Source organism: Bradyrhizobium erythrophlei (assembly GCF_042430365.1).
Lineage (GTDB): Bacteria > Pseudomonadota > Alphaproteobacteria > Rhizobiales > Xanthobacteraceae > Bradyrhizobium > Bradyrhizobium erythrophlei.
In genome coordinates, this window is sequence record NZ_JBHMET010000089.1 from 50,650 (window position 1) to 72,742 (window position 22,093).

Here is a 22,093-nt window from a genome sequence, read left to right on the forward strand (position 1 = left end):
CGTTGGCGCACTTGCCACGTCGGGCAAATCAGTGGCATGGGCGAAATGCGCCTTTCCCGGCTGCGAGAACGCCGGCGCGCGTTCGATCCGCGCGACAACATTCATTCTCAAACGTCGCGCGTCGTGCTACATCGGTTCGCTAGGCATCATCGAGCGAAACGATTTGGCCAAGGCAAAACGAATTCAGAAATGGCAGCGCGACCCCGAGGGCATGCGGCTGCGCATTCTCGAGGCGGCAAAGCAGGAATTTGCCACCTATGGCCTTGCCGGCGCGCGCGTCGACCGCATCGCGGCCAATGCCGACGCCAACAAGCGCATGCTCTACTACCATGTCGGCAACAAGGAGGATCTTTATCTCGAGGTGCTGGAAGGCGCCTATGAGAAGATCCGCGCCGAGGAGCGCACGCTCGACCTCGAGCATCTCGATCCGCCCGACGCGATCGCGCGCCTGATCGACTTCACCTGGAACTATTTCCTGCGCAATCCCGAATTCCTGGCGCTGCTGAACACGGAAAACCTCGCCAAGGCGAAGCACCTGAAGCGTTCGACCAAGGTCAAGTCGATGCACTCGCCCTTTGTCGAGATGATCCGCACCGTGGTGAATCGCGGCGTCGCGAGCGGCGATTTCAGCGTCGCGGTCGATCCGGTGCAGCTCTACATCTCGATCGCCGCGCTCGGCTTCTTCTATCTCTCCAACAGCGCAACGCTGAGCGTGATCTTCGGCCGCGATCTCCTCAAGAAGGACGCCCGCGACGAGCGCCTCGATCACATGATCGCGCTGGTGCTGGCGGCGCTGACCGGGAAATCGGCGGCGCTGTTCGGCAAGGACAAGATGCGCGCGCTGCAATCGGCGGGATAGGCGGTGGTGTAGCTCGTCGTCCCGGCGAAAGCTGGGACCCATACGCCGCGGCCTCTCGGTTTCGGGAGGGGCGGGTCAGCCGCTTTCGTATCAAATCAATATTTGTGGTTATGGGTCCCGGCCTTCGCCGGGACGACACCTCGATTTCAGACGGCGTAGCCCGGATGAAGCGAAGCGTAATCCGGGACAACTCGCGCCGCGGATGGCGCGATCCCGGATTTCGCTGCGCTTCATCCGGGCTACGGAACAGCGACGGTAATATTCTCGCCTGACGAAAGTCGGAGTTTTCGCTGTGATTTTGCGGGCGCGAGGGGCTGGACAGTATTTATCCAAAGGGTTAATTTCTCCCGCGAGCAGATGATCATGCAAGGGAGCGTAACGTGGCGGAGGCGAAGAGCCCTTCAGGTCTGTCGAAGGTGCTGAACGCGGCGTGGGTGCGGCCGTTCCTGTTCCTGGTGGTCATCGTGGCGGCTTGGGACCTCGCAATCCGTCTGTTCCATATTCCGGCCTACCAGATTCCGTCGCCCGGCGACGTCGTCGCGGTGCTGAAGACCGACTGGCCGGAGTTGCTGCGGCAATCCTGGCCGACCACATACGCCACCATCTGCGGCTTCCTGCTGTCGGCGGTGTTCGGCATTCCGGTTGCGATGCTGATCGCGGGCTCCAGGACGGTCGAAAGCTACGTCTATCCGCTCTTGGTGTTCTCGCAGTCGGTGCCGAAGATCGCAATCGCGCCGCTGTTCGTGGTGTGGTTCGGCTTCGGCATCATTCCCAAGGTGATCTCGGCGTTCTTGCTCGGCTTTTTCCCGGTGGTGGTGTCGGCCGTGCAGGGCTTCAAGTCGGTCGACCCCGATATGGTCGATCTTGCGCGCGCGATGCAGGGCAGCCGCTTTCAGGTGTTCCGTGCGGTGAACCTGCCGCACGCGATGCCCGCGATTTTTTCCGGCCTCAAGGTGTCGGTGACCTTGGCCGTGGTCGGCGCCGTCGTCGGCGAGTTCGTCGGCTCCAATTCCGGCATCGGCTATGTGATGCAGCGCTCGATCGGCACGTTCGACCTGCCGACGATGTTTGCCGCGCTCGTGATCCTCGCGCTGCTCGGCGTGGTCCTGTTCTGGATCGTCGACCGCATCGAGCGGCTGGTGATCCCGTGGCACGTCAGCCAGCGCGACGACATCGTCTTCACTTCGTAGAGTTATCGCACCAAACGACAACACAAGCGTCATTGCGAGGAGCGTAGCGACGAAGCAATCCATTTCTCCGGTTGGCGAACTATGGATTGCTTCGCTTCGCTCGCAATGACGAAAAAACAGGGAGAAGCGTAATGCGACTGATTACTGCAGTTCTGGCGACGTTAGCCTGGACCGCGCTCGCCGCGGCGCCGGCGTCTGCGGCCGACAAGGTCGTGCTGATGCTGAACTGGTACGTCTATGGCGAGCATGCGCCGTTCTACTACGGCAAGGTCAAGGGCATCTACGCCGCCGAAGGCATCGACCTCGAGATCCAGGAAGGCCGCGGCTCGGCCGCGACCACGCAGGCCGTCGCCGCCAAGACCGCCGATTTCGGCTATGTCGACGTGCCCACCATGATGCGCGCGGCGGTGAAGGGGGCGCCCGTGATCGCAACCGGCGTGCTGCTGCAGACCAGCCCGATGTCGGCGATGGGCTTTGTCGACAAGAACATCAAGAAGCCGGAGGACATCAAGGGCAAGACGGTCGCGATCACGCCGGCCGATTCGATGACCCAGATCTGGCCGCTGTTCCTGAAAAAGACCGGGCTGAAGGAAAGCGACTTACACACGGTGGCCGGCGACGGCCAGACCAAGCTCAACGCCGTGATCAACGGCCAGGCCGATCTGCTGCTCGGCTACGTCATGGACCAGTCGATGAAGATCAAGGATGCGACGGGCAAGGACGTCTATCCGATCAAGTTCGCCGACTATGGCATCAACATGGTGTCGTCGGGCATCATCGCCAATTCCGACTATGTGAAGGCCAATGCCGACCTCGTCCGGCGCTTCATGGCGGCGACGACGAAGGCGGTTGAAGCCGCCGAGAAGGAGCCGAAGGCCGCGGCGCAGTCGATCCTCGACGCCAACCCGAAGGGCGGCAAGATCGAGACGTTGACGCAAGGGTTTGAGCTGACGATTCCGCTCTATCGCACGGCAGAAACGAAGAGCAAGCGGCCGTTCCAGGTCACCGACCAGAACATAACCGATACGGTCAATCTGATGGTCGAATATGGCGGCCTCGACCCCAAGGCCAAAGACAATCCGAAGGCGTTCTACACCAGGGATTATCTGCCGAAGGGCGATTCGTGATCGATCCTTCGGACGTCATTGCGAGCGAAGCGAAGCAATCCATAGGGCCGCAAGCGGAAGAATGGATTGCTTCGTCGCTTCAGCGCAAAATTGCTTTGCAATTTTGTCGCGAGCTCCTCGCAATGACGACGATTACCAACAGTGTTCAAGTGGATACGACTGCATGAAGCCAGCAATGAATATCAGTGCTGCCGCCCAACCCAGCGCCCATCTGCGCCTGGTGTCTGACCGCGCGGAAGGTGCCGCGCCGGGCATCACGCTTTCCGGCGTGTCGAAGACCTACCGGACGCGCGACGGCGACGTGCCGTCGCTGCGGCCGCTCGACTTCACCATCAATGACGGCGAATTCTTTGTCGTGGTCGGACCCAGCGGTTGCGGCAAGTCCACGCTTCTGAAGATGATCTCAGGCCTGTTGCCGCCGACGACAGGCGAAGTGCTGGTCGATGGCGAGCGGGTGACGAAACCGCACGGCAATGTCGGCATCGTGTTCCAGAACGCGCTGCTCTTGCCCTGGCGCAACATCCTCTCCAACGTGATGCTGCCGATCGACATGAAGCAGCTGCCGCGCGACAAGTATCTCGCCCGCGCCAAGCAGCTGCTGAAGCTGGTCGGGCTCGAAGGTTTCGAGAGGAAGCTGCCCTGGCAGCTCTCCGGCGGCATGCAGCAGCGCGCCTCGATCTGCCGCGCGCTGGTGCACGATCCCAAGATCATGCTGATGGACGAGCCGTTCGGCGCGCTTGACGCCATGACGCGCGAGCGCATGAATGTAGAGTTGATGCGGATCCAGCGCGAGACCGGCAAGACCGTGTTGCTGATCACGCACTCGATCCCTGAAGCCGTGTTCCTCGCCGACCGCGTGCTCGTGATGACCGAGCGGCCCGGCGCGATCGCCGCGATCTACGACGTGCCGCTGCCGCGGCCGCGCTCGCTGGATTCGATGTCCGATCCTGTCTTCACCGAGCTGGTGCACCGGATTCGGAAACATTTCTTCACGCAGGGTACGCTGGACTAGGGCCAGACCTATCGATGCCGCTTCGTCTCGCCATCAGGGATATCGCCTTCTTCGAGCGTCCGGTCGCTTTCGCCCGGCCGTTCCGCTTTGGCGCTGTCACGATTACCGCCGCGACGCAGGCGTTCGTGCGGGTCGGGATCGAGGTGGAAGGCAAGGGTCGCGCCACCGGCGCGAGCGCGGAATTGCTGGCGCCAAAATGGTTCGACAAGCGGCCGCATCTGACGCCTGAGGAGACGGTGGACGAACTCCGCCGCGCGCTTCTGATCGCGTGCGACCTCTATCTGGCGCACACGGGCTTCGACACCGCATTCGGCCTGCACGCCAGATGCATCGGGGCCCAGGCCGCGGCCTGCGCGAGGGAAGACATCCCGCCGCTTGCCGCCGCCTTCGGCCCGGCCGAGATCGACAAGGCGATCCTGGACGCGCTGTTACGCGCGGCCGGCGCCAATGTCTTCGACGGGATGACCGACAATATCGCCGGAATCGACGCGCGGCTGTCGTTCGACCTCGACGATGCAGCGATTTCCCGGTTCCTCTCCACGCGCAAGCGGCGCGATCGCGTCGCCGTCAGGCACACCGTCGGGATGGACGACCGGATCGAAGGCGAGGGCGGCGTCGCCGATCCGAACGAGAATGCCGGCGCGCGCTATTTCAAGCTCAAGCTGAACGGCGATCCCGACCATGACGCGGCCCGCCTGGCGCGGATCGGCAATGAGCTCGCGACGCTGCCCTACCGCACCAAGGTGACGCTCGACGCCAATGAGCAATATGCCGATCTTTCCGCGCTGAACGCGCTGGTCGATCGGCTCGACCATGACGCTGCGCTGGCGCCGATCGCATCACAACTGCTCTACATCGAGCAGCCGATGCCGCGCGATATCACGAAGGCGTCGCCGCTCGGCCGGCTCGCCGGACGCGGCTTCATCGTCGACGAGGCCGACGATTCCTACGATGCGTTCCCGATGGCGCGTGCGCTCGGCTATCACGGCATCTCCTCGAAATCCTGCAAGGGGATCTACAAGTCGATCATCAATGCTGTGCGCGCCGCGAAATGGAGCGCCGAGGGCGCGAGCTATTTCGTCAGCGGCGAGGATCTGACCTGCCAGGCCGGGCTCGCCGTGCAGCAGGATCTGGCGCTCGGTGCGCTGATCGGCGTTCGCCATGCCGAGCGCAACGGGCACCATTATGTCGACGGCTTTGCCGGGACGCTGCCTGCGGAGGCGGACCCCTTCCTTGCGGCGCATGGCGATCTCTACATGCGCGACGGCGGCAACGTCCGCCTCGCGATCCATGACGGCGATCTCGTCACGGGATCGCTGACCGCACCGGGCTTTGCCAGTGCGGTTCATCCGGACTGGTCCACCATGCAGCCGCTCGAGCGGCCACATCCAAGAGTTTCGCAGGAGCAAGCACTATGACGACCCAACGCCTCGGCCTGATCATGAACGGCGTCACCGGCCGGATGGGGCTCAACCAGCACCTGATCCGCTCGATCGTCGCGATCCGCGAGCAGGGCGGTGTGCTGCTCGCGAATGGCGACCGCATCATGCCCGATCCGATCCTGGTCGGCCGCGATGCCGAGAAGGTCGCAGCGCTGGCAAAACGCTTCGGCATCGATCGCTCCACCACCGACCTCGACCGCGCGCTCGCCGACAAGAACGACACCGTGTTCTTCGACGCCGCGACCACGCAGGCGCGTCCCTCGCTGCTGACCAAGGCGATCAACGCCGGCAAGCACGTCTATTGCGAGAAGCCGATCGCGACCAATCTCGAAGAGGCCGTTGCGGTGGTGAAGCTCGCCAATGCCAGGGGCGTCAAGCACGGCACGGTGCAGGACAAGCTGTTCCTGCCCGGCCTGAAGAAGCTCGCCTTCCTGCGCGACTCCGGCTTCTTCGGCCGCATGCTCTCGGTGCGCGGCGAGTTCGGCTATTGGGTGTTCGAGGGCGGCTGGCAGGAGGCGCAGCGGCCGTCGTGGAACTACCGCGCCGAGGACGGCGGCGGCATCATTTTGGACATGGTCTGCCACTGGCGCTACGTGCTCGACAATCTCTTTGGCGAGGTCGAGAGCGTGACCTGCCTCGGCACGACAGATATCCCCGAGCGTTATGACGAGAAGGGCAAGAAATACCAGGCGACGGCGGACGATTCCGCCTATGCCACCTTCAGGCTCAAGGGCGGCGTGATCGCCCATATCAACATGAGCTGGGTGACGCGGGTCTATCGCGACGACCTCGTCACCTTCCAGGTCGACGGCACCCACGGCTCGGCCGTCGCCGGCCTGACCGACTGCGTGATCCAGGCCCGCCAGGCGACGCCGCGGCCGGTGTGGAATCCGGACGAGAAGCGGCTGCACGATTTCTATGCCGACTGGCAGAAGCTGCCTGAGAACGTCGTCTACGACAACGGCTTCAAGGAGCAGTGGGAGATGTTCATCCGCCACGTCTGCGAGGATGCGCCCTACAAGTACACGCTGCTGGAAGGCGCCAAGGGCGTGCAGCTCGCCGAATGCGCGCTGAAGAGCTGGAAGGAGCGGCGCTGGATCGACGTCGCGCCGATATCAGTCTGAGGAAGGACACTAGCCATGAACAAGCCCGTCCTGCCGAAGTCTTCATTGTCCTTGAGACTGCCGACCGCCGATGGCGGCCTCGAGACCTATCGCCTCGCGGCGTCGCGGACCTTTCCGGCCAAGCTTGCGGGCCCGCTGAACCGCGTCGCCTTCTCCGCCGCGCATGTGGTGGCCGATCCGCGCGCCGACGTCGATCCGTGGCTATCAGCCGCGATCGACTGGGACAGGACCATTGCATTCCGCGAGCATGTCTGGGACCTCGGCCTCGGCGTGGCCGAGGCGATGGACACCGCGCAGCGCGGCATGGGGCTCGACTGGACCACCTCGCTGGAATTGATCCAGCGCTCGGTGAAGGCGGCGAAGGCGAGGGGCAACGCGCTGGTGTTCTCCGGCGCCGGCACCGATCACCTCGCGGTCGAGGACGCGAAAAGCATTGACGACGTGATCCGTGCCTATGAGGAGCAGATCGCGGCGATCGAGAACGCCGGCGGCCGCATCATCCTGATGGCCTCGCGCGCGCTGGCAAAGCTCGGCAAGAGTGCCGACGACTACGCGAACGTCTATGACAAAGTGCTGACGCAGGTGCGTGAGCCCGTGATCATCCACTGGCTCGGCGACATGTTCGATCCGGCACTCGCGGGTTATTGGGGCACCGCCGATCTCGACAAGGCGATGGACACCGCGGTTGCCATCATCAACGCCAATGCGGCGAAGGTCGACGGCGTCAAGGTCTCGCTGCTCGACAAGCAGCGCGAGATCGACATGCGGCGGCGGCTCGACACCCGTGTGAAAATGTACACCGGCGACGACTTCAACTATGCCGAACTGATCGCTGGCGACGACAGGGGATATTCCCACGCGCTGCTCGGCATTTTCGACGCGATCGCCCCGGCGGCGTCCTACGCGCTGTCGCGGCTCGCGGCCGGCGACGAGGCCGGCTTCCACGACGTGCTGGGCCCGACGGTGCCGCTGTCGCGCCACATCTTCAAGGCGCCGACCCGGTTCTACAAGACCGGCATCGTGTTCATGGCCTATCTCAACGGCCACCAGGATCACTTCACCATGGTCGGGGGACAGGAGAGCGCGCGCTCGACGCTCCATCTTGCCGAGCTGTTCCGTCTCGCCGACAAGGCCGGGCTGCTCGCCAATCCGGAACTGGCGACGCAGCGGATGAAGACCGTGCTCGCGACGCGGGGCATCGACGCCTGATGCGCGACTTTTCCAACGATCACCGCTGGCTATCGCTGAACACGGCGACGGTGCGCAAGCAGGGCGAGCTTCTCGAAATCATCGACGCCTGCGCGCGCCACGGCATCCGCGCCATCGATCCCTGGCGCGACCAGGTCGCCGCCGTCGGCCTCGAACGCGCGGTGCGTGCGGTGAAGGACGCCGGGCTCGATTTGTCGGGCTATTGCCGCGGCGGCATGTTCGCCGGCGATAGCGCCCATCGTCGTGAAGCGCGCGACGACAACCGCCGTGCGGTGGATGAGGCAAGCGCGCTCGGTGCGTCCTGCATCGTGCTCGTCGTCGGCGGCCTGCCGCAATATTCGCGGCCGGGCAGCGCGGCCTCGAAGGACATCGCGGCGGCGCGTGGCCAGGTGCAGGACGGCATTGCCGAAATGCTGGACCATGCGAAACAGGCGAGGCTGCCGCTCGCGATCGAGCCGCTGCATCCGGCCTATGCCGCCGACCGCGCCTGCGTGAACACCACGAAGCAGGCGCTCGACATCTGCGATGCGCTCGATCCTGATCGCACGGGCGCAATCGGAGTGGCGCTCGACGTCTATCACATCTGGTGGGACCCGGAGTTGATGAGCCAGATCGCACGTGCCGGCAAGGATCGCCTGCTCGCGTTCCATGTCTGCGACTGGCTGGTGCCGACCAAGGACATCCTCAACGACCGCGGCATGATGGGCGACGGCGTGATCGACATCAAATCGGTCCGCTCAGCCGTCGAGGCGCAGGGCTTTGCCGGCTATTCGGAGATCGAGATCTTCTCGAATGACTGGTGGGGTAAGCCGATGGACGAGGTGCTGCGGACCTGCATCGAACGGCACCGGACTGTCGTTTGATGCGTAGGGTGGGCAAAGGCGCGCAGCGCCGTGCCCACCATCAACACTCCGCTCGTGAGGGTGGGCACGCTTCGCTTTGCCCACCCTACACCCCTGTCACGGCTCCTCCTTGCGATGCTCGATCTCGAGCGTGACCAGCCGCGCCAGCAGCGTCGCGGGATAGAGCTGGCCGAAGATCGCCTCGAGATTGCACAGGCTGCGCGCGATCGGGTGCAGCGGCGCGACGTCGCCATAGCCTGTGGTCGTCAGCGTCATGAAGCTGAAATAGATCAACTGGCTCGCCAGCGCGGGGCTGTCCTCCATCTTCATGCCGGAAAAGGCCTTCGGCAGCAGCGTGCCGATGAAGGTGTAGAACGCCGCGAAGACGATGGCGACGGAGAGATAGAGCAGGACGGCGCCGATCACGCGATGGTAGGTCACGCGTCCAGGCGCAAATGTCGCGCGTGCCACTGTCACGGCGAGGGTGATGCCGACGATCAGCCAGGAGCCGGCGAACAGATTGAGGTCGAGGATCGACGGCGAGCGCAGCCTCAAGATCCCGGCCGTGACGATCATGATGAGCGCGACCAGCATCGCGACGACGGCAAAGGCGCTGCCCGACATCAGGAACACGCCGCCGATAAGGAATAGCGCGAGAAACAGCTCGAAGATCTGGAACTCGAACAGGCCGAGCGCCTGCAACGGCGCCACCACGAACATCATGATCAGAATCAGGACCGTGAGTACCGTCAGCAAGGAATCGCCCCAGCGCTCGCGCAATTCAGCGATGCTTGTCCAATCGGGCTTCATTCCTGCCCCGTCGTTCGGCATGGCATCCGGATGCCGGAGCCGAAGATTGATGCGCGGCGATCACAAAGGCAAGACGGCGGGGCAGCACCGGGCGGGCGCGCCCGGCGGTCCCGATCGCAGGCCCGCTGCCTCAGGGGCCCGCGACCTGCTGCAGCGTGTTGAACCGGGCTTTCTGCTCGCTGCTCAGCATGGCGTAGAACTCGTCCAGCGCGGGCTCGATCCGCCTGGCGGCCTTCTGCATGGCCTCGAGCCGATGCTGCATTGTCTGCAGCCGACCGACCGGTGTCAGCGGCACCTCGTTCGGACAGGCCGCCTGCAGGTCCGCAATCGCCTTTGTGGTCGCCTCACTCAGGCGGTCGAGCGCCTCCTTCTGCTTACCCGCCGGATGAAGCGAGGCCTCGATCCGCTTGATCGGCAATTGGGCTAGGTCGGATTTCGGATCGCCGCAATTCCCGGACTGCGCGGTCGCTTCCTGCGCTCGCGGCGAACGCTCGCCGACATGCGGGCCAAGCGCGTTGAAGCGGGCCTGCTGCTCGTCGCTGAGCAAGTTGTAGAATTTCTCCAGGGCAGGCCGCACGATCTTGATCGCCTCGAGCGTCGCGCTGATGCGGTTCAGCATTGCCCGCAGGCGGCCGGGTGGGGTCATGGCATAGCTGTCCGAGCAGGAGTCCTTGAAGACATCGGCCGCCTTCGCCGCCGCAATCTTCAATTCATCGAGCAGGGCGCGCTCGTCCGGATCAGGCCGCACCGCCCGCGCGATCTCCGCAAACGGCCAGGCCGTGACGCCCTTGTCAGGTTCTCCGCATAACTGCCGGATCGCCTGCGGGATCACGTCGGCGCGTTGACGCGGCCGATAACGGCCCGCGGCTCCCGCATAGTCGTCCGGGTTGATGCTGGCATAGGCGGAATAGGGACTGTTGGTGTCCCAGAACACGGTGTCGACGAAGTCGTCATAGGCATAGGCCCAATAGCCGGGGTCGTAGGCGTAGGACCAGAACGTGTAGTCAAAAATGTCCGAATACGCGTAAGGCCAGAACACCGGGCCAAGCCACGCCACGAACGCCGCACGGTGGCCGCGTCGCCAGGCCTGCCGGGGCGCCCAGCCGCTCTGGTGGGCGGCAAGCGCCGCCTGAGCTTGGGCGCCTGCCTGCTCGCGGAAGCGCGCGGCAAATCGCTCGCGCTGGGCTGCCTGCGCCGCGGCGGTGGTCGCGACGGCGGCGCCGGCCGTCGCCGCGAGCCCCAATCGCTGCTGGTGAGCAAGGTCTGATTGCTGTGCGCGCTGCTCGCGCTGCAGCAGGCGGTTTTGTGCCTGCAGCGTCCGATCGCGCTCGCGTAGCGCGCGTGCGCCTTCGACCTTTTGCGACTGCAATTGCTGCACCCGTTGTTGCAGGCGATCGATCCGGGTCTGTCGCTCCGCGGACTGGCGCGAGAGCACCTCACGCTGCCGCTGTTGCGCAACTTGCTGGCGCTGCTGGATCAACTGCTGACGCTGTTGCGCGCGCTGGTCGATCCGCTCCGTTCGCGACGGCCGCTCGCTTACGTGCGGCGGCGCGCTCGGACGTGATGGCGCGGCCAGATGGGGGGCCTGACGCTGCGGCGGCGCCCCACGATGGAATTCGGGTCGCGGCGCTGCGACGCGCGGAGCGGCAATATGGGGAGCCTGGCGCGGTGGCGGGGCGGCGAAATGCGGTGCGGGGCGCGGCGCCATCGCCGGTCGCTGCGGCGGATGGAACGCGGGAGCGGCCGGCCGAGCCATTGCCGGCGGCCGGGCCATTGCGGGAGGGGCGGCATGCACCATCGGCGCAGAAGGGCGCGCCATCGCGGGTGGCGCGGCTGGCCGTGCCGCCTGTCCTGGTGGTCCACCCCTTCCAGGCGGCTGGGCGAACGCGCCGACGCTTGTCGCCAGCATCGAGACGCCAATCAAGAAAGCCGCAAAACAAGCGCCGCGGGGAAGCATGAGCGTAGCTCTCCGTTCATTCCAGTCGCCCGCAGGGCTTCAACGCACAGATGTCGGAATCGTTCTTAGCTGGCCGCGGCCGGCGTTGCGGTGGTCCGACGCAGGGAACCGTCAGGACACGTCCTGCGTCAGGGCCGGGGTGATCCGTTCCAGGGCCCAGTCGACCTGATCGGCCGTGATCACCAGCGGCGGGGCGATGCGGATGGTGTGTTCGTGGGTGTCCTTGGCGAGGATGCCGCGCGCCTGCAGCGCCACGCAATAGCGACGGGCGCCGCCGGCCTCCGGATGCAGCTCGACCGCCAGCATCAATCCACGCCCGCGCACCTCGCGGATCACATTGGCGCGGATGTCCTGCAGCCCTGCGAGAAAGCGCGCGCCCTGTTGCGCGGCGTTCTCGATCATTCCTTCCTCGACCAGCACACGCAGCGCCGCGCGCGCGACCGCGCAGGCCAGCGGATTGCCACCGAAGGTCGAGCCGTGCTGGCCCGGCCGCAAGGTGCCGAGCACTTCGTTGTTGGAGAGCACCGCCGACACCGGATAGAAACCGCCCGACAGCGCCTTGCCGAGCAGCGTCACGTCGGCCTCGATGCCTTCGTGCTGCTCGGCGAGCAGCTTGCCGGTGCGGCCGAGCCCGGTCTGGATCTCGTCGAGCACCAGCATCACATTGCGCGCGGTGCAGAGCTCGCGCACGCGGGCGAAGTAGCCCGGCGGCGGAATGATGACGCCGGCCTCGCCCTGGATCGGTTCGACCAGGAAGGCCGCGGTGTTCGGCGTGATCGCCTGCTCGAGCGCCGCGGCGTCGCCAAACGGAATGATCCGGAAGCCCGGCGCGAACGGTCCGAAATGGTCCCGCGTCGCCGGATCGGTCGAGAAGCCGACGATGCCGAGCGTGCGTCCATGGAAATTATTGGCGCAGACGATGATCTCGGCTTGCCCATCCGGCACGCCCTTGACCTCATAGGCCCATTTGCGCACCGACTTGATCGCGCTCTCCACCGCCTCGGCGCCGCTGTTCATCGGCAGCACCTTGTGCGAGCCGGTCAGCTCCGCGAGCTCGCGGTAGAACGGCGCGAGCTGGTCGTTGTGGAAGGCGCGCGAGGTCAGCGTCAGCCGGCGCGCCTGCTCGATCATCGCCGCCAGGATTTTTGGATGACAATGGCCCTGGCTTACCGCCGAATAGGCGGAGAGGCAGTCGAGATACCGGTTGCCGTCGGTGTCCCAGACCCAGACACCTTCGCCGCGGGACAGCACGACCCCGATCGGCTCGTAATTGTAGGTGCCGAACCGGGCTTCGGTTGCGAGGAAATCAGTGACCGATGCATTCATCATGCGTCACTCCCGCTGCAGTGCACGAGAGATTACATCACTCGTGCCTGCAGTTGATTTGGGTATCAGTTCCTCCACAGGGAAGTGTTGTCGCGGGCCAGATTTGTGGGGGCGCGGGCCGGTCCGTAGGCCGTAGCAAAGCCAACGGGTCGCGCGAATGCGCGCCCGACGACAGGCTCCGCGTGCCCACCTTCTTGAGCACGGCGCATGATGGTCGGCACGGCTCAAGAGCGCCTTTGCCCACGCTATGGACCTACAAATTCGCCTCGCAGGGCACGCTCAGAAAACCGCGGAAACGGACGCGGCCGCCGCGCACCGGCTCGCCCGCGAGCGCGTAGTTCGGGAAGCGCGCCAGGAACCGCGAGATCGCGACCGCGCCCTCGAGCCGCGCCAGCGCCATGCCGGCGCATTGATGCGCACCGGTGGCGAAAGCCAGATGCCGGTTCGGCGTCCGCGCGACGTCGAAGCGCTCAGCGTCGGGGAATTGGGCGGGATCGCGGTTGGCGGCGCCGATGCACAGCGTCACCAGCGTGCCAGGCGGCATCGTGATGCCGCCGAGCGCGATCTCCTCGACGATTATGCGGTTGCCGAGCTGGTTCGAGCTCTCGTAGCGCAGCATTTCCTCGACCGCGGTCTTGATCAGGTCCGGCTGCGCGATCAGCCGCGCTTTCTGGTCGGGATATTCGGTCAGCGCCACGAGACCGTTGCCGATCAAATTGGTCGTGGTCTCGTGGCCGGCGTTGAGCAGGAAGATGCAGTTGTGCAGCAGCTCCTTGGCGGTCAGCCGCTCGCCATTGTCCTCGCCCTGGATCAGCCGGGTCAGCACGTCGCGCTCGGGATTGCCCGGCTTGGCGCGGCGGCGTTCGACGAGGGTTTCGAGATAGGCGAGAAAGTCCGTCACGGCGGTGTTGCCGCGGTCGAACACCTCCTTGCTGATCACGGGCTCCAGCGCGCCCAGGATCGCCAGCGACCAGTCGCGCAACGGTTCGCGCTCGTCATGCGGCACGTCGAGCAGATTGCCGATCACCTCGACCGGAATGGCGGATGCGAAATCGCCGATTAGCTCGAAACGGTCCTTGGTGGCGATCTTGTCGAGCAGGCTGTCGACCAGCGCAATCAGGTCCGGCTCCATGCCGGCGATGGCGCGCGGCGAAAGCGCGCCCATGATCAGCCGCCGCACGCGGGTGTGTGCCGGCGGATCGTTGAAGACGAGGCTGGTCGTGTGGTGCTCGTAGAGCGGGGAGGCGCCGTATTTCGGCAGGAACTCCTTCTTCTTGTCCGAGGAGAACGCCTTGGTGTTCTTGTAGGCGGTGACGAGGTCGTCGTAGCGGGTCAGGAAATAGCAGCCGTTCGGCAGCCGCTTGACCGGCGCGTTCTCCCGCAATGCACGATAGGTCGGGTAGGGGTCGGCGTAGAATTCCGGCGTCAAATGTTCCAGGTCGAAACCGTCGGCCAGCTCTCGTGCGTGCACTGTCATGCCGGATGCCCAAACCTGATTAGTTTCAGTTGCAACTATCGTAAGCGTCGGCCCGCCGCCGCGCAACACAATTTGCGGCGTGTCCGGGTGCGCGCATCACGCCCGGCGGGGTGAGTGGAAATCGCAGAGCCACATGCGGGTTTTGCGCTTTGATGAAAATCGTCGGCCCATCTACAGTTCTGGCCACAAACAGACCGACTGGAAACGCCAATGCACGCTCGCGCCGAGACTGCGGCCTCCTGGCCCGAGGAGATCTTTGCGATATTGCAGCGCTTCGACGTCCGCCAGGTGCCGTATGTGCCGGATGCCGGGCATTCGCTTTTGATCGAGCGCGTGCTCGGCTCCTCGACCATGCGCGGGATTGTGCTGACGACCGAGGAAGAGGGCGTGGCGCTGTTGGCGGGCGCCTGGGCCGGCGGCCAGCGCGGCGTGCTGCTGATGCAGTCGAGCGGGGTCGGCAACTGCATCAACATGCTGTCGCTGACGCAGATATTCCGCTTCCCGTTCCTCACGCTGGTGACGATGCGCGGCGAGTGGGGCGAATTCAATCCATGGCAGGTGCCGATGGGATCGAACACCCAGGCGGTCCTCGAGCTCTCGGGCGTCAAGGTGCTGCGCGCCTCGCACCCCGAGGAGGTGCGCGAGGTCGTCGAGGCCGGGGCCGCCCAGGCCTACAACGCCTGCACGCCGACCGCCGTGTTGCTGTCGCAGCGCCTGATCGGGGCAAAGGTCTTTACCAAATGAGCAAAGCCAACCTCCTCGACCGCCGCGCCGTCGTTTCGCAACTGCTCAAAGACCGCAAGGGGGCCATCGCCGTCGGTGGCCTCGGCGCCTCGACCTATGACATCGCCGCAGCCGGCGACCACGACCGCAACTTCTATCTCTGGGGCGGCATGGGCGGCGCTGTGATGATCGGGCTCGGCATGGCGCTCGCCCAGCCGACCTTGCCGGTGGTCGTGATCACCGGCGATGGCGAGATGCTCATGGGGATGGGCAGCCTTGCCACCGTCGGCCTGCAGAAGCCGGCCAACCTCTCGATCATCGTGCTTGATAACGAGGCCTATGGAGAGACCGGCGGTCAGGTCAGCCATACTGCCGCTTCTGTCGACCTCGTGGGCGTGGCCAAAGCCTGCGGGATCACGAATTCGAGGGCAATCACGACGATGGCCGAGGTCGCTGATTTTGCCACGTCTTTACAAGATGTTACGTCCGGACCGCGGTTCGCCGTCGCGAAGATCGACGGCGCCAATCTGGAGCGCGTCCTGTCGAGTCGGGACGGAACCTACATCGTCAACCGGATCCGCGGGTCGCTGGGGCACAGTCCGCTTTAAAATTGCTTTCGCGGTGCAGTAACACCTTGACATTGGGATAGGTGAGTGATTACTCACGCCCTCAAATGTCTACCTTACGCATGACGAGTGACTTACGGCGTCAGTTGATCCTGAGCGCCGCGAAGCGGTGTTTCGCCCGCAACGGCTTTGCCGGCACCACGACGAAGAGCGTGGCGGCCGCGGCTGCCATTTCGGAAGGGCTGCTGTTCAAGCACTTCCCGTCGAAGGCCGCGCTGTATGCCGAAATCCTTGCCGAGGAGTGCGAGGCCGACCCGGATCTCGCGCATCTGCTCGGCCAGGAGCCGTCAACTGCCACGCTGGTCGAACTGGTGCAAGGCATGGTCGGCCACTTCATGCAGCTTCGCGATGCGCCGGACCAGGAAGAGGCGCAGCGGATGCGGCTGATGGTGACGAGCCATCTCGATGACGGCGAGTTCGCGCGGCTGCTCTACGACAAGGTCGGCAAGCTGATCGGGCCGACATTTGCCGCATCGATCGAGAGCGCCGTCGCCGCCGGCGACGCGTCGCGGATCGGTAGCGAGCCACTCAACCTGTTCTGGTTCGCCCATCACACGGTGCTGATGGCGGCGCTGACGCGCCTGCCTGCGACACCATGTCTCTCCTACGGCGACCCCGCTGACGCCGAGCGGCAGCTTAGCCAATTCATTCTTCGCGGTATCGGACTTACCGAAGCCGCAATCTCGACCCATTTGGACCGCCAGCCGTCGCCGTGTCAGGGACCATCGGTAACTGCAGAAAGTGCATGACATGAATATCCAGACCGAAAGCCATATCTCGGGACAACCAATCAAAGAAAAATCCGCCAAGCGCCCGGTTCGTATGGTGCGCTGGTTCATCATCGTCGGCGTGTTGCTGGCGGTGCTGGTCGGCGCGCTGGTCGGCTTCAACGCCTTCCGCAGCCACATGATCGCGCAGTTCTTCGCCAACAATAAGCCGCCGGCATCGAATGTGAGCGTGGCCGAGGCGAAGTCGGAAGCCATTCCGAACCTGCTGACGGCGGTCGGCGATCTCGTCGCGGTGCATCAGGTCAATGTCACCTCCGACGTGTCGGGCCGCATCACCGAAATCCTGTTCACGGCCGGCAGCCATGTGAAGGCGGGTACGCCGCTGGTGCAGCTGTTCGACGGTCCCGACCAGGGCGACCTCGCCAACTACAAGGCGCAGGCGACCGTGGCGGAGCTCCAGCTCGACCGCGCCAAGCAGCTCGCCTCCCGTCAGTTCGGGCCGCAGTCCACGGTCGATCAGGCGCAGGCCGCCTACGACCAGGCCAAGGCCGGTATTGCCAAGACCGAGTCGATCATCTCGCAGAAGCTGGTGCGCGCGCCGTTCGAGGGTGACCTCGGCGTTCGTCAGGTCGAGGTCGGCCAGTACCTGACCGCCGGTACGCAGATCGTCTCACTGACCGATCTGTCGATGCTCTATGCGAACCTGACCGTCACCGAGAAGCAAAGCTCGCAGATCAAGGTCGGCCAGACCGTGCGCGTCTCGGTCGACGCCTATCCGGGCCGCACCTTCGAGGGCAAGATCACGACCATCGAGCCGCAGATCTCGACCGACACCCGCAACATCCGTGTCCAGGCGACGATCAACAATCCGGACAACATCCTCAAGCCCGGTATGTTCGCGACCACCACGATCGCGCTGCCCGAGAAGCCGCCGGTCGTTACCATTCCGGAGACGGCCGTCGACTACACCCTGTACGGCGACTCCGTGTTCCTGATCGCCGAGAAGAAGGGCGAGGACGGCAAGACCAGCCTGACCGCAGAGCGCACCTTCGTGAAGACCGGCAACCGCGTCAACGGCCGTGTCGAGGTCCTCAAGGGCCTTAATCCCGGCGACCGCGTCGTCGCCGTCGGGCAAAACAAGCTGCAACCGGGGATGGCGGTCGCGATCTCGACCGATCCGCCGCCGCCGGTCCCGGCTCAGGCGCCGCGCTACTAGCGCATGATCGGGACCCGGAGGCCGCGTCAGCGAAAGGCGTAAAGCGGCTTTCGGAAAGGGATCATGCTCAAACAGGAAACCAAAGTGCGATGATGGTCTGTTCCAATCTCGTCGCGCTTTGGTCGATCACCAGAACTCGGAAGCGGCCGGTGGCCCTCCGCAACACTTTGCCGAGAATCGGCATATAACAAGAATAGGGTTGGCTATGGCCTTCACTGACATTTTCATCAAGCGCCCGGTGTTGTCGGTCGTGGTCAGCATGCTGATCCTCCTGATCGGCCTGCGCGCGGCGATGGTGCTGCCGATCCGGCAATATCCGAACCTGTCGAACACCGTGGTGACGATCACCACGTCGTATCCCGGCGCGTCGCCGGAACTGATCCAGGGGTTCATCACCACGCCGATCGAGCAGGCCGTCGCCTCGGCCGAGGGCGTCGACTACATCACCTCGTCGTCGGTGCTCGGCACCTCGACGATCCAGGTCTTCGTCAAGCTCAACTTCAATCCGAACCAGGCGCTGACCGAGGTGCTCGCCAAGGTCAACTCGGTGAAATACCTGATCCCGAAGGAATCCTACGACCCGGTCGTGACCAAGGCGACCGGCGACACGATCGCGGTGATGTATCTCGGCTTCTCCAGCGAGGAGCTTACGGGATCGGCGATCTCGGACTATCTGACGCGCGTCGTGCAGCCGGTGCTGTCCACCGTCGACGGCGTCGCGTCCGCCGACATCCTGGGCGGCCAGACCTTTGCGATGCGGCTGTGGCTCGATCCGATCCGCATGGCCGGACGCGGCGTGTCGCCGAACGACGTGGCGGCCGCGATCGCCGCCAACAACTTCCAGGCGGCCGCCGGTCAGACCAAGGGCTATTTCATCGTCTCCAACGTCTCAGCCAACACCGACCTTCAGAGCATCGATCAGTTCAAGCGGATGATCGTGAAGTCGAAGGACGGCGGCTTTGTCCGGATCGAGGACATCGCGACGGTGGAGCTCGCGGCGCAGAGCACGGATGCCAGCGTCGCCTTCAACGGCGAGCATGCGATCTTCATCGGCATCAAGGCGACGCCGCAGGGCAACCCGCTGACGCTGGTCAAGGGCGTGCGCGCGCTGTTCCCCGAGCTCGAACGCAACCTGCCGCCCTCGATGAAGATGAAGGTGGCCTACGACTCCACCAAGTTCATTCAGTCGTCGATCGACGAGGTCGAGAAGACGCTGGGTGAAGCGGTGCTGATCGTCGTGGTGGTGATCTTCCTGTTCCTGGCCTCGATCCGGTCGGTGATCATTCCGGTCGTCACCATTCCGCTGTCTCTGATCGGCGTCTGCATCCTGATGCTGGCCGCCGGCTTCAGCTTCAACCTGCTGACGCTGCTGGCGATGGTGCTGGCGATCGGCCTCGTGGTCGACGACGCCATCGTGGTGGTGGAGAACATCCACCGCCATCTCGAGGAGGGCATGCCACCGGTCCAGGCGTCGCTAAAAGGCGCGCGCGAAATCGTCGGCCCCGTCATCTCGATGACGATCACGCTGGCGGCGGTGTACGCGCCGATCGGCTTCCTCGGCGGCGTGACCGGCACCCTGTTCCGCGAATTCGCCTTCACGCTGGCCGGCTCGGTGATCGTCTCGGGCGTGATCGCGCTGACACTGTCGCCAATGATGTGCTCGGTGTTCCTCAAGAGCGCCGAGGAAGGCCGCTTCGCCAAGCTCGTCAATCGCGTGTTCGGCGCGATGACGCGTTGGTATGGTCGCCAGCTCGACCGCTCGCTCGACTATCGGCCGATCACCGCGCTGTTCGCGGTGACCATCCTCGGCCTCGTCGGCTTCCTCTATATGCACACCCAGAAGGAGCTGGCGCCGCAGGAAGACCAGGGCATCGTGTTCGCGGTGACCAAGGCGCCGAAATACGCCAATATCGACTACATCGACTACTACGGCGACAAGATCGACAAGGAGTTCCAGAAGTTTTCCGAGACCGACCTGCGGTTCGTGCTGAACGGCATCACCGGTCCACAGGGCGGCTTCGCGGGCATGCTGCTGAAGCCGTGGGATGAGCGCAAGCGCTCGGCGCAGCAGTTGCAGCCGCTGGTCCAGGCCGAGCTGTCGAAGATCGAGGGCGTCAACGCGTTCGCGTTCAGCCTGCCGCCGCTGCCCGGCGGCCCCGGCGGTCTGCCGGTCCAGATGGTCCTCAGCTCGACGGTCGGATTCCAGGCGGTGTACGAGCAGATGGCGAAGCTGAAGGACGCCGCGCGCAAGAGCGGCCTGTTCATCGTGACCGACAGCGACCTCGACTTCAACCAGCCGGTGGTCAGGGTGAAGGTCGACCGTTCCAAGGCGAGCGATCTCGGCATCACCATGCAGTCGATCGGCGGCGCGCTGGCGACGCTGCTCGGCGGCAACTACGTCAACCGCTTCAACCTGGAAGGACGCTCCTATCAGGTGATCCCACAGGTGCCGCGCGAGAAGCGGCTCGCGCCGGAGTCGCTCGACAATTATTACGTGCCGAGCGCGACCGGGCAGCTCGTGCGGCTGTCGACGGTGGTTTCGGTGGAGACCGGGATCGATCCGAACGCGCTGACCCACTACAATCAGCTCAACTCGGCGACCTTCCAGGCCGTGCCGATGCCCGGCGTCTCGATGGGACAGGCGGTGGAGTTCCTGCAGGGCGAGGCAAAGAAGCTGCCGTCCGGCTTCAGCTACGACTTCCTGTCCGACTCCCGGCAGTACGTCCAGGAAGGCAATCAGCTTTTGATCACGTTCGCGTTCGCGATCATCATCATCTTCCTGGTGCTGGCGGCGCAATTCGAGAGCCTGCGCGACCCGTTCGTGATCATGATCAGCGTGCCGATGGCGATCGTCGGCGCCTTGATCCCGCTGTTCTTCGGCGTCTCGACCATGAACATCTATACGCAGGTCGGGTTGTTGACGCTGGTCGGGCTGATCACCAAGCACGGCATCCTGATGGTGGAGTTCGCCAACGAGCTGCAGCTCAACGAGGGGCTCGACCGCCGCTCGGCGATCGAGATGGCGGCGCGCATCCGGTTGCGTCCGATCCTGATGACGACGGCGGCGATGGTCACGGGCCTGTTGCCGCTGTTGACTGCCACCGGCGCCGGCGCCGCCAGCCGCTTCTCGATCGGCCTCGTCGTCGTGGCCGGCATGACGATCGGCACGTTGTTCACCCTGTTCGTGCTGCCGGCCGTCTACACGCTGATCGCGACCGACCACCAGGCCAACGCCCGCTCCGACCGGGCCAAGCAGATCGCCGAATTCGATCTCGCCGGCCGGCCGGCCCTGAAACCGACCTGAGCCCTCCAAGCTCATGCTCGCAGGAAAAGGCGGCAGTGGCGAAAGCCATTGCCGCCTTTTCTCTGTTCCGTAATATCGTGCGCCGGCAGACGCCGCGCAGGGCAGGTGTTTTCGGTTTGACGCGTTTTTTCGCGCGAACCGGAATCCACTTCGCTCGAAAACGCTATGACAAGATCTGGAGGAACAGACATGGTGAGCGAGTTCTCGGCAGGCAATTACCGGTTCATTCCCGCGGTTTTCCAATATTCGAGCGGCGCGCAGGCGAGCGCGGGCTACGAGATCGAGCGGGTGCGCTTCGACCGGCTGGTGCCGCTCGCCGAGGGCTTTGCGCGGATCGCGAAATACATCCAGGACGCCGGGCGACCGCTGACCGCGTTCTGCGCCTGCGAGCTGCGCTCACCGGCCGCCTTCACCGAGGACGGCTTTCGCGCTTTCAATCAGCATTACGTCAGGACGCTCGCGGAATGGGACGTCTATGACGGCACCACCAACCCGGTCGCGCGCAGCAATGTCTGCCCCGAGATCGATCCGCCGTCCGAGCCGTCGTTCTATGCGTTCTCGTTCACGCGGCCGGCCTCGCACGCCTCGCCGTCTTTCGTGATTGCCGGCGGCGCCGAGGCGCGCGGCGGCGCCGGCAGCTATCCCGAGCGCATCGTGCGCTATCGCGATCTCAGCCCGGAAGGATGGCGAGAGAAGGTTCGCTTCACCACGGGCGAGATGGAACGTCGTCTCAAGGAATTCGGCTTCACCTGGAGCGAGACGACGAACGTGCAGGCCTACACCGTGCACGACGTCCGTCCCGTCATCGTCGACGAGCTGGTCCGCCGCGGCACCACCCGCTCAGGCCTGACCTGGCACTTCGCCCGCCCGCCGGTGGTCGATCTCGAATACGAGATGGATTGCCGGAGGGTGTTGCGCGAGGTGGTGATTTAGGTCGAGACGGCTCTCTCCCGGACGCTTCTGTCGTTCCATCATCCTGAGGTGCTCGCGTAGCGAGCCTCGAAGGATCGACGGCCACCAGCGGGGCCGTGCCTCCTTCGAGACGCGCGCGAGAGCGCGCTCCTCAGATCCTATGGGGTGGCGGGTGGTCAAGAGAGGTTAGGATTGGATTGCCAACCACC

20 protein-coding genes are annotated in these 22,093 nt (G+C 64.6%); 16 read left to right on the forward strand and 4 right to left on the reverse strand.

The window, feature by feature from the left end:
* From ACFFWD_RS16220 to ACFFWD_RS16260, 9 genes are all read left to right on the forward strand, one after another.
* Nucleotides 1-859 (forward strand): TetR family transcriptional regulator (locus ACFFWD_RS16220; RefSeq protein ID WP_376966797.1); only part of this gene is annotated, 859 nt, incomplete at its 5' end.
* A 380-nt stretch (nucleotides 860-1,239) separates the two neighbouring features.
* The gene (locus ACFFWD_RS16225) at nucleotides 1,240-2,049 is read left to right on the forward strand and encodes an ABC transporter permease (RefSeq protein WP_376966799.1); all 810 of its coding nucleotides are present in this window, start codon (nucleotides 1,240-1,242) and stop codon (nucleotides 2,047-2,049) included.
* 131 nt (nucleotides 2,050-2,180) lie between these two features.
* Entirely contained in the window at nucleotides 2,181-3,176 is a 996-nt protein-coding gene (locus ACFFWD_RS16230) for an ABC transporter substrate-binding protein (RefSeq protein ID WP_376966801.1), read from the forward strand.
* Nucleotides 3,173-3,343 carry a hypothetical protein gene (locus ACFFWD_RS16235; RefSeq protein ID WP_376966803.1) on the forward strand — a complete coding sequence of 57 codons (171 nt, stop codon included), beginning with the start codon at nucleotides 3,173-3,175 and terminating at the stop codon, nucleotides 3,341-3,343. Before ACFFWD_RS16230 ends, ACFFWD_RS16235 begins: the two co-directional genes overlap by 4 nt.
* On the forward strand, nucleotides 3,340-4,188 hold the full coding sequence (locus ACFFWD_RS16240; protein ID WP_376966805.1) for an ABC transporter ATP-binding protein: 849 nt from the start codon (nucleotides 3,340-3,342) through the stop codon (nucleotides 4,186-4,188). The genes ACFFWD_RS16235 and ACFFWD_RS16240 overlap by 4 nt, the downstream gene beginning before the upstream one ends.
* 14 nt (nucleotides 4,189-4,202) lie before the next feature.
* On the forward strand, nucleotides 4,203-5,606 hold the full coding sequence (locus ACFFWD_RS16245) for a hypothetical protein (protein ID WP_376966806.1): 1,404 nt from the start codon (nucleotides 4,203-4,205) through the stop codon (nucleotides 5,604-5,606).
* Nucleotides 5,603-6,754, forward strand: coding sequence for a Gfo/Idh/MocA family protein (locus ACFFWD_RS16250; RefSeq protein ID WP_376966808.1), 1,152 nt, complete (start codon nucleotides 5,603-5,605; stop codon nucleotides 6,752-6,754). Before ACFFWD_RS16245 ends, ACFFWD_RS16250 begins: the two co-directional genes overlap by 4 nt.
* Nucleotides 6,755-6,769: 15 nt before the next feature.
* The gene (locus tag ACFFWD_RS16255; protein ID WP_376966810.1) at nucleotides 6,770-7,963 is read left to right on the forward strand and encodes a dihydrodipicolinate synthase family protein; all 1,194 of its coding nucleotides are present in this window, start codon (nucleotides 6,770-6,772) and stop codon (nucleotides 7,961-7,963) included.
* Nucleotides 7,963-8,826, forward strand: a complete 864-nt coding sequence (locus ACFFWD_RS16260) for a sugar phosphate isomerase/epimerase family protein (protein WP_376966812.1) — start codon at nucleotides 7,963-7,965, stop codon at nucleotides 8,824-8,826. The genes ACFFWD_RS16255 and ACFFWD_RS16260 overlap by 1 nt, the downstream gene beginning before the upstream one ends.
* Before the next feature lie 96 nt (nucleotides 8,827-8,922).
* Here the strand turns inward: ACFFWD_RS16260 and ACFFWD_RS16265 are convergent, their stop codons facing one another.
* Together ACFFWD_RS16265 and ACFFWD_RS16270 are read right to left on the reverse strand one after the other, a co-directional pair.
* A complete protein-coding gene (locus ACFFWD_RS16265) occupies nucleotides 8,923-9,615 on the reverse strand; it encodes an ion channel (protein ID WP_376966814.1) in 693 nt (230 codons plus the stop codon).
* Nucleotides 9,616-9,745: 130 nt separating this feature from the next.
* Nucleotides 9,746-10,993, reverse strand: a complete 1,248-nt coding sequence (locus ACFFWD_RS16270) for a Spy/CpxP family protein refolding chaperone (protein ID WP_376966816.1) — start codon at nucleotides 10,991-10,993, stop codon at nucleotides 9,746-9,748.
* Between ACFFWD_RS16270 and ACFFWD_RS16275 the strand changes: the two genes are divergently transcribed.
* Nucleotides 10,985-11,179, forward strand: a complete 195-nt coding sequence (locus ACFFWD_RS16275; protein ID WP_376966818.1) for a hypothetical protein — start codon at nucleotides 10,985-10,987, stop codon at nucleotides 11,177-11,179. The genes ACFFWD_RS16270 and ACFFWD_RS16275 overlap by 9 nt on opposite strands.
* 504 nt (nucleotides 11,180-11,683) lie before the next feature.
* Here ACFFWD_RS16275 and rocD read toward each other — a convergent pair.
* Together rocD and ACFFWD_RS16285 are read right to left on the reverse strand one after the other, a co-directional pair.
* Nucleotides 11,684-12,898 (reverse strand): ornithine--oxo-acid transaminase, encoded by a 1,215-nt coding sequence (gene rocD / locus ACFFWD_RS16280; RefSeq protein ID WP_376966836.1) that lies wholly within the window; start codon nucleotides 12,896-12,898, stop codon nucleotides 11,684-11,686.
* 253 nt (nucleotides 12,899-13,151) lie between these two features.
* A complete protein-coding gene (locus ACFFWD_RS16285; protein WP_376966820.1) occupies nucleotides 13,152-14,375 on the reverse strand; it encodes a cytochrome P450 in 1,224 nt (407 codons plus the stop codon).
* Nucleotides 14,376-14,585: 210 nt separating this feature from the next.
* Here ACFFWD_RS16285 and ACFFWD_RS16290 point away from each other — a divergent pair, with 210 nt between their 5' ends.
* From ACFFWD_RS16290 to cnbZ, 6 genes are all read left to right on the forward strand, one after another.
* On the forward strand, nucleotides 14,586-15,119 hold the full coding sequence (locus ACFFWD_RS16290; protein WP_376966822.1) for a phosphonopyruvate decarboxylase: 534 nt from the start codon (nucleotides 14,586-14,588) through the stop codon (nucleotides 15,117-15,119).
* The gene (locus ACFFWD_RS16295) at nucleotides 15,116-15,706 is read left to right on the forward strand and encodes a thiamine pyrophosphate-dependent enzyme (protein ID WP_376966824.1); all 591 of its coding nucleotides are present in this window, start codon (nucleotides 15,116-15,118) and stop codon (nucleotides 15,704-15,706) included. Before ACFFWD_RS16290 ends, ACFFWD_RS16295 begins: the two co-directional genes overlap by 4 nt.
* Before the next feature lie 65 nt (nucleotides 15,707-15,771).
* A complete protein-coding gene (locus ACFFWD_RS16300; RefSeq protein ID WP_376966826.1) occupies nucleotides 15,772-16,473 on the forward strand; it encodes a TetR/AcrR family transcriptional regulator in 702 nt (233 codons plus the stop codon).
* Between the two features lies 1 nt (nucleotide 16,474).
* Entirely contained in the window at nucleotides 16,475-17,668 is a 1,194-nt protein-coding gene (locus tag ACFFWD_RS16305; protein ID WP_376966828.1) for an efflux RND transporter periplasmic adaptor subunit, read from the forward strand.
* A gap of 205 nt (nucleotides 17,669-17,873) precedes the next feature.
* Entirely contained in the window at nucleotides 17,874-20,972 is a 3,099-nt protein-coding gene (locus ACFFWD_RS16310; protein WP_376966830.1) for a multidrug efflux RND transporter permease subunit, read from the forward strand.
* Nucleotides 20,973-21,161: 189 nt separating this feature from the next.
* Nucleotides 21,162-21,905 (forward strand): 2-amino-5-chloromuconate deaminase CnbZ, encoded by a 744-nt coding sequence (gene cnbZ / locus ACFFWD_RS16315; RefSeq protein WP_376966832.1) that lies wholly within the window; start codon nucleotides 21,162-21,164, stop codon nucleotides 21,903-21,905.
* Nucleotides 21,906-22,093: the final 188 nt, after the last annotated feature.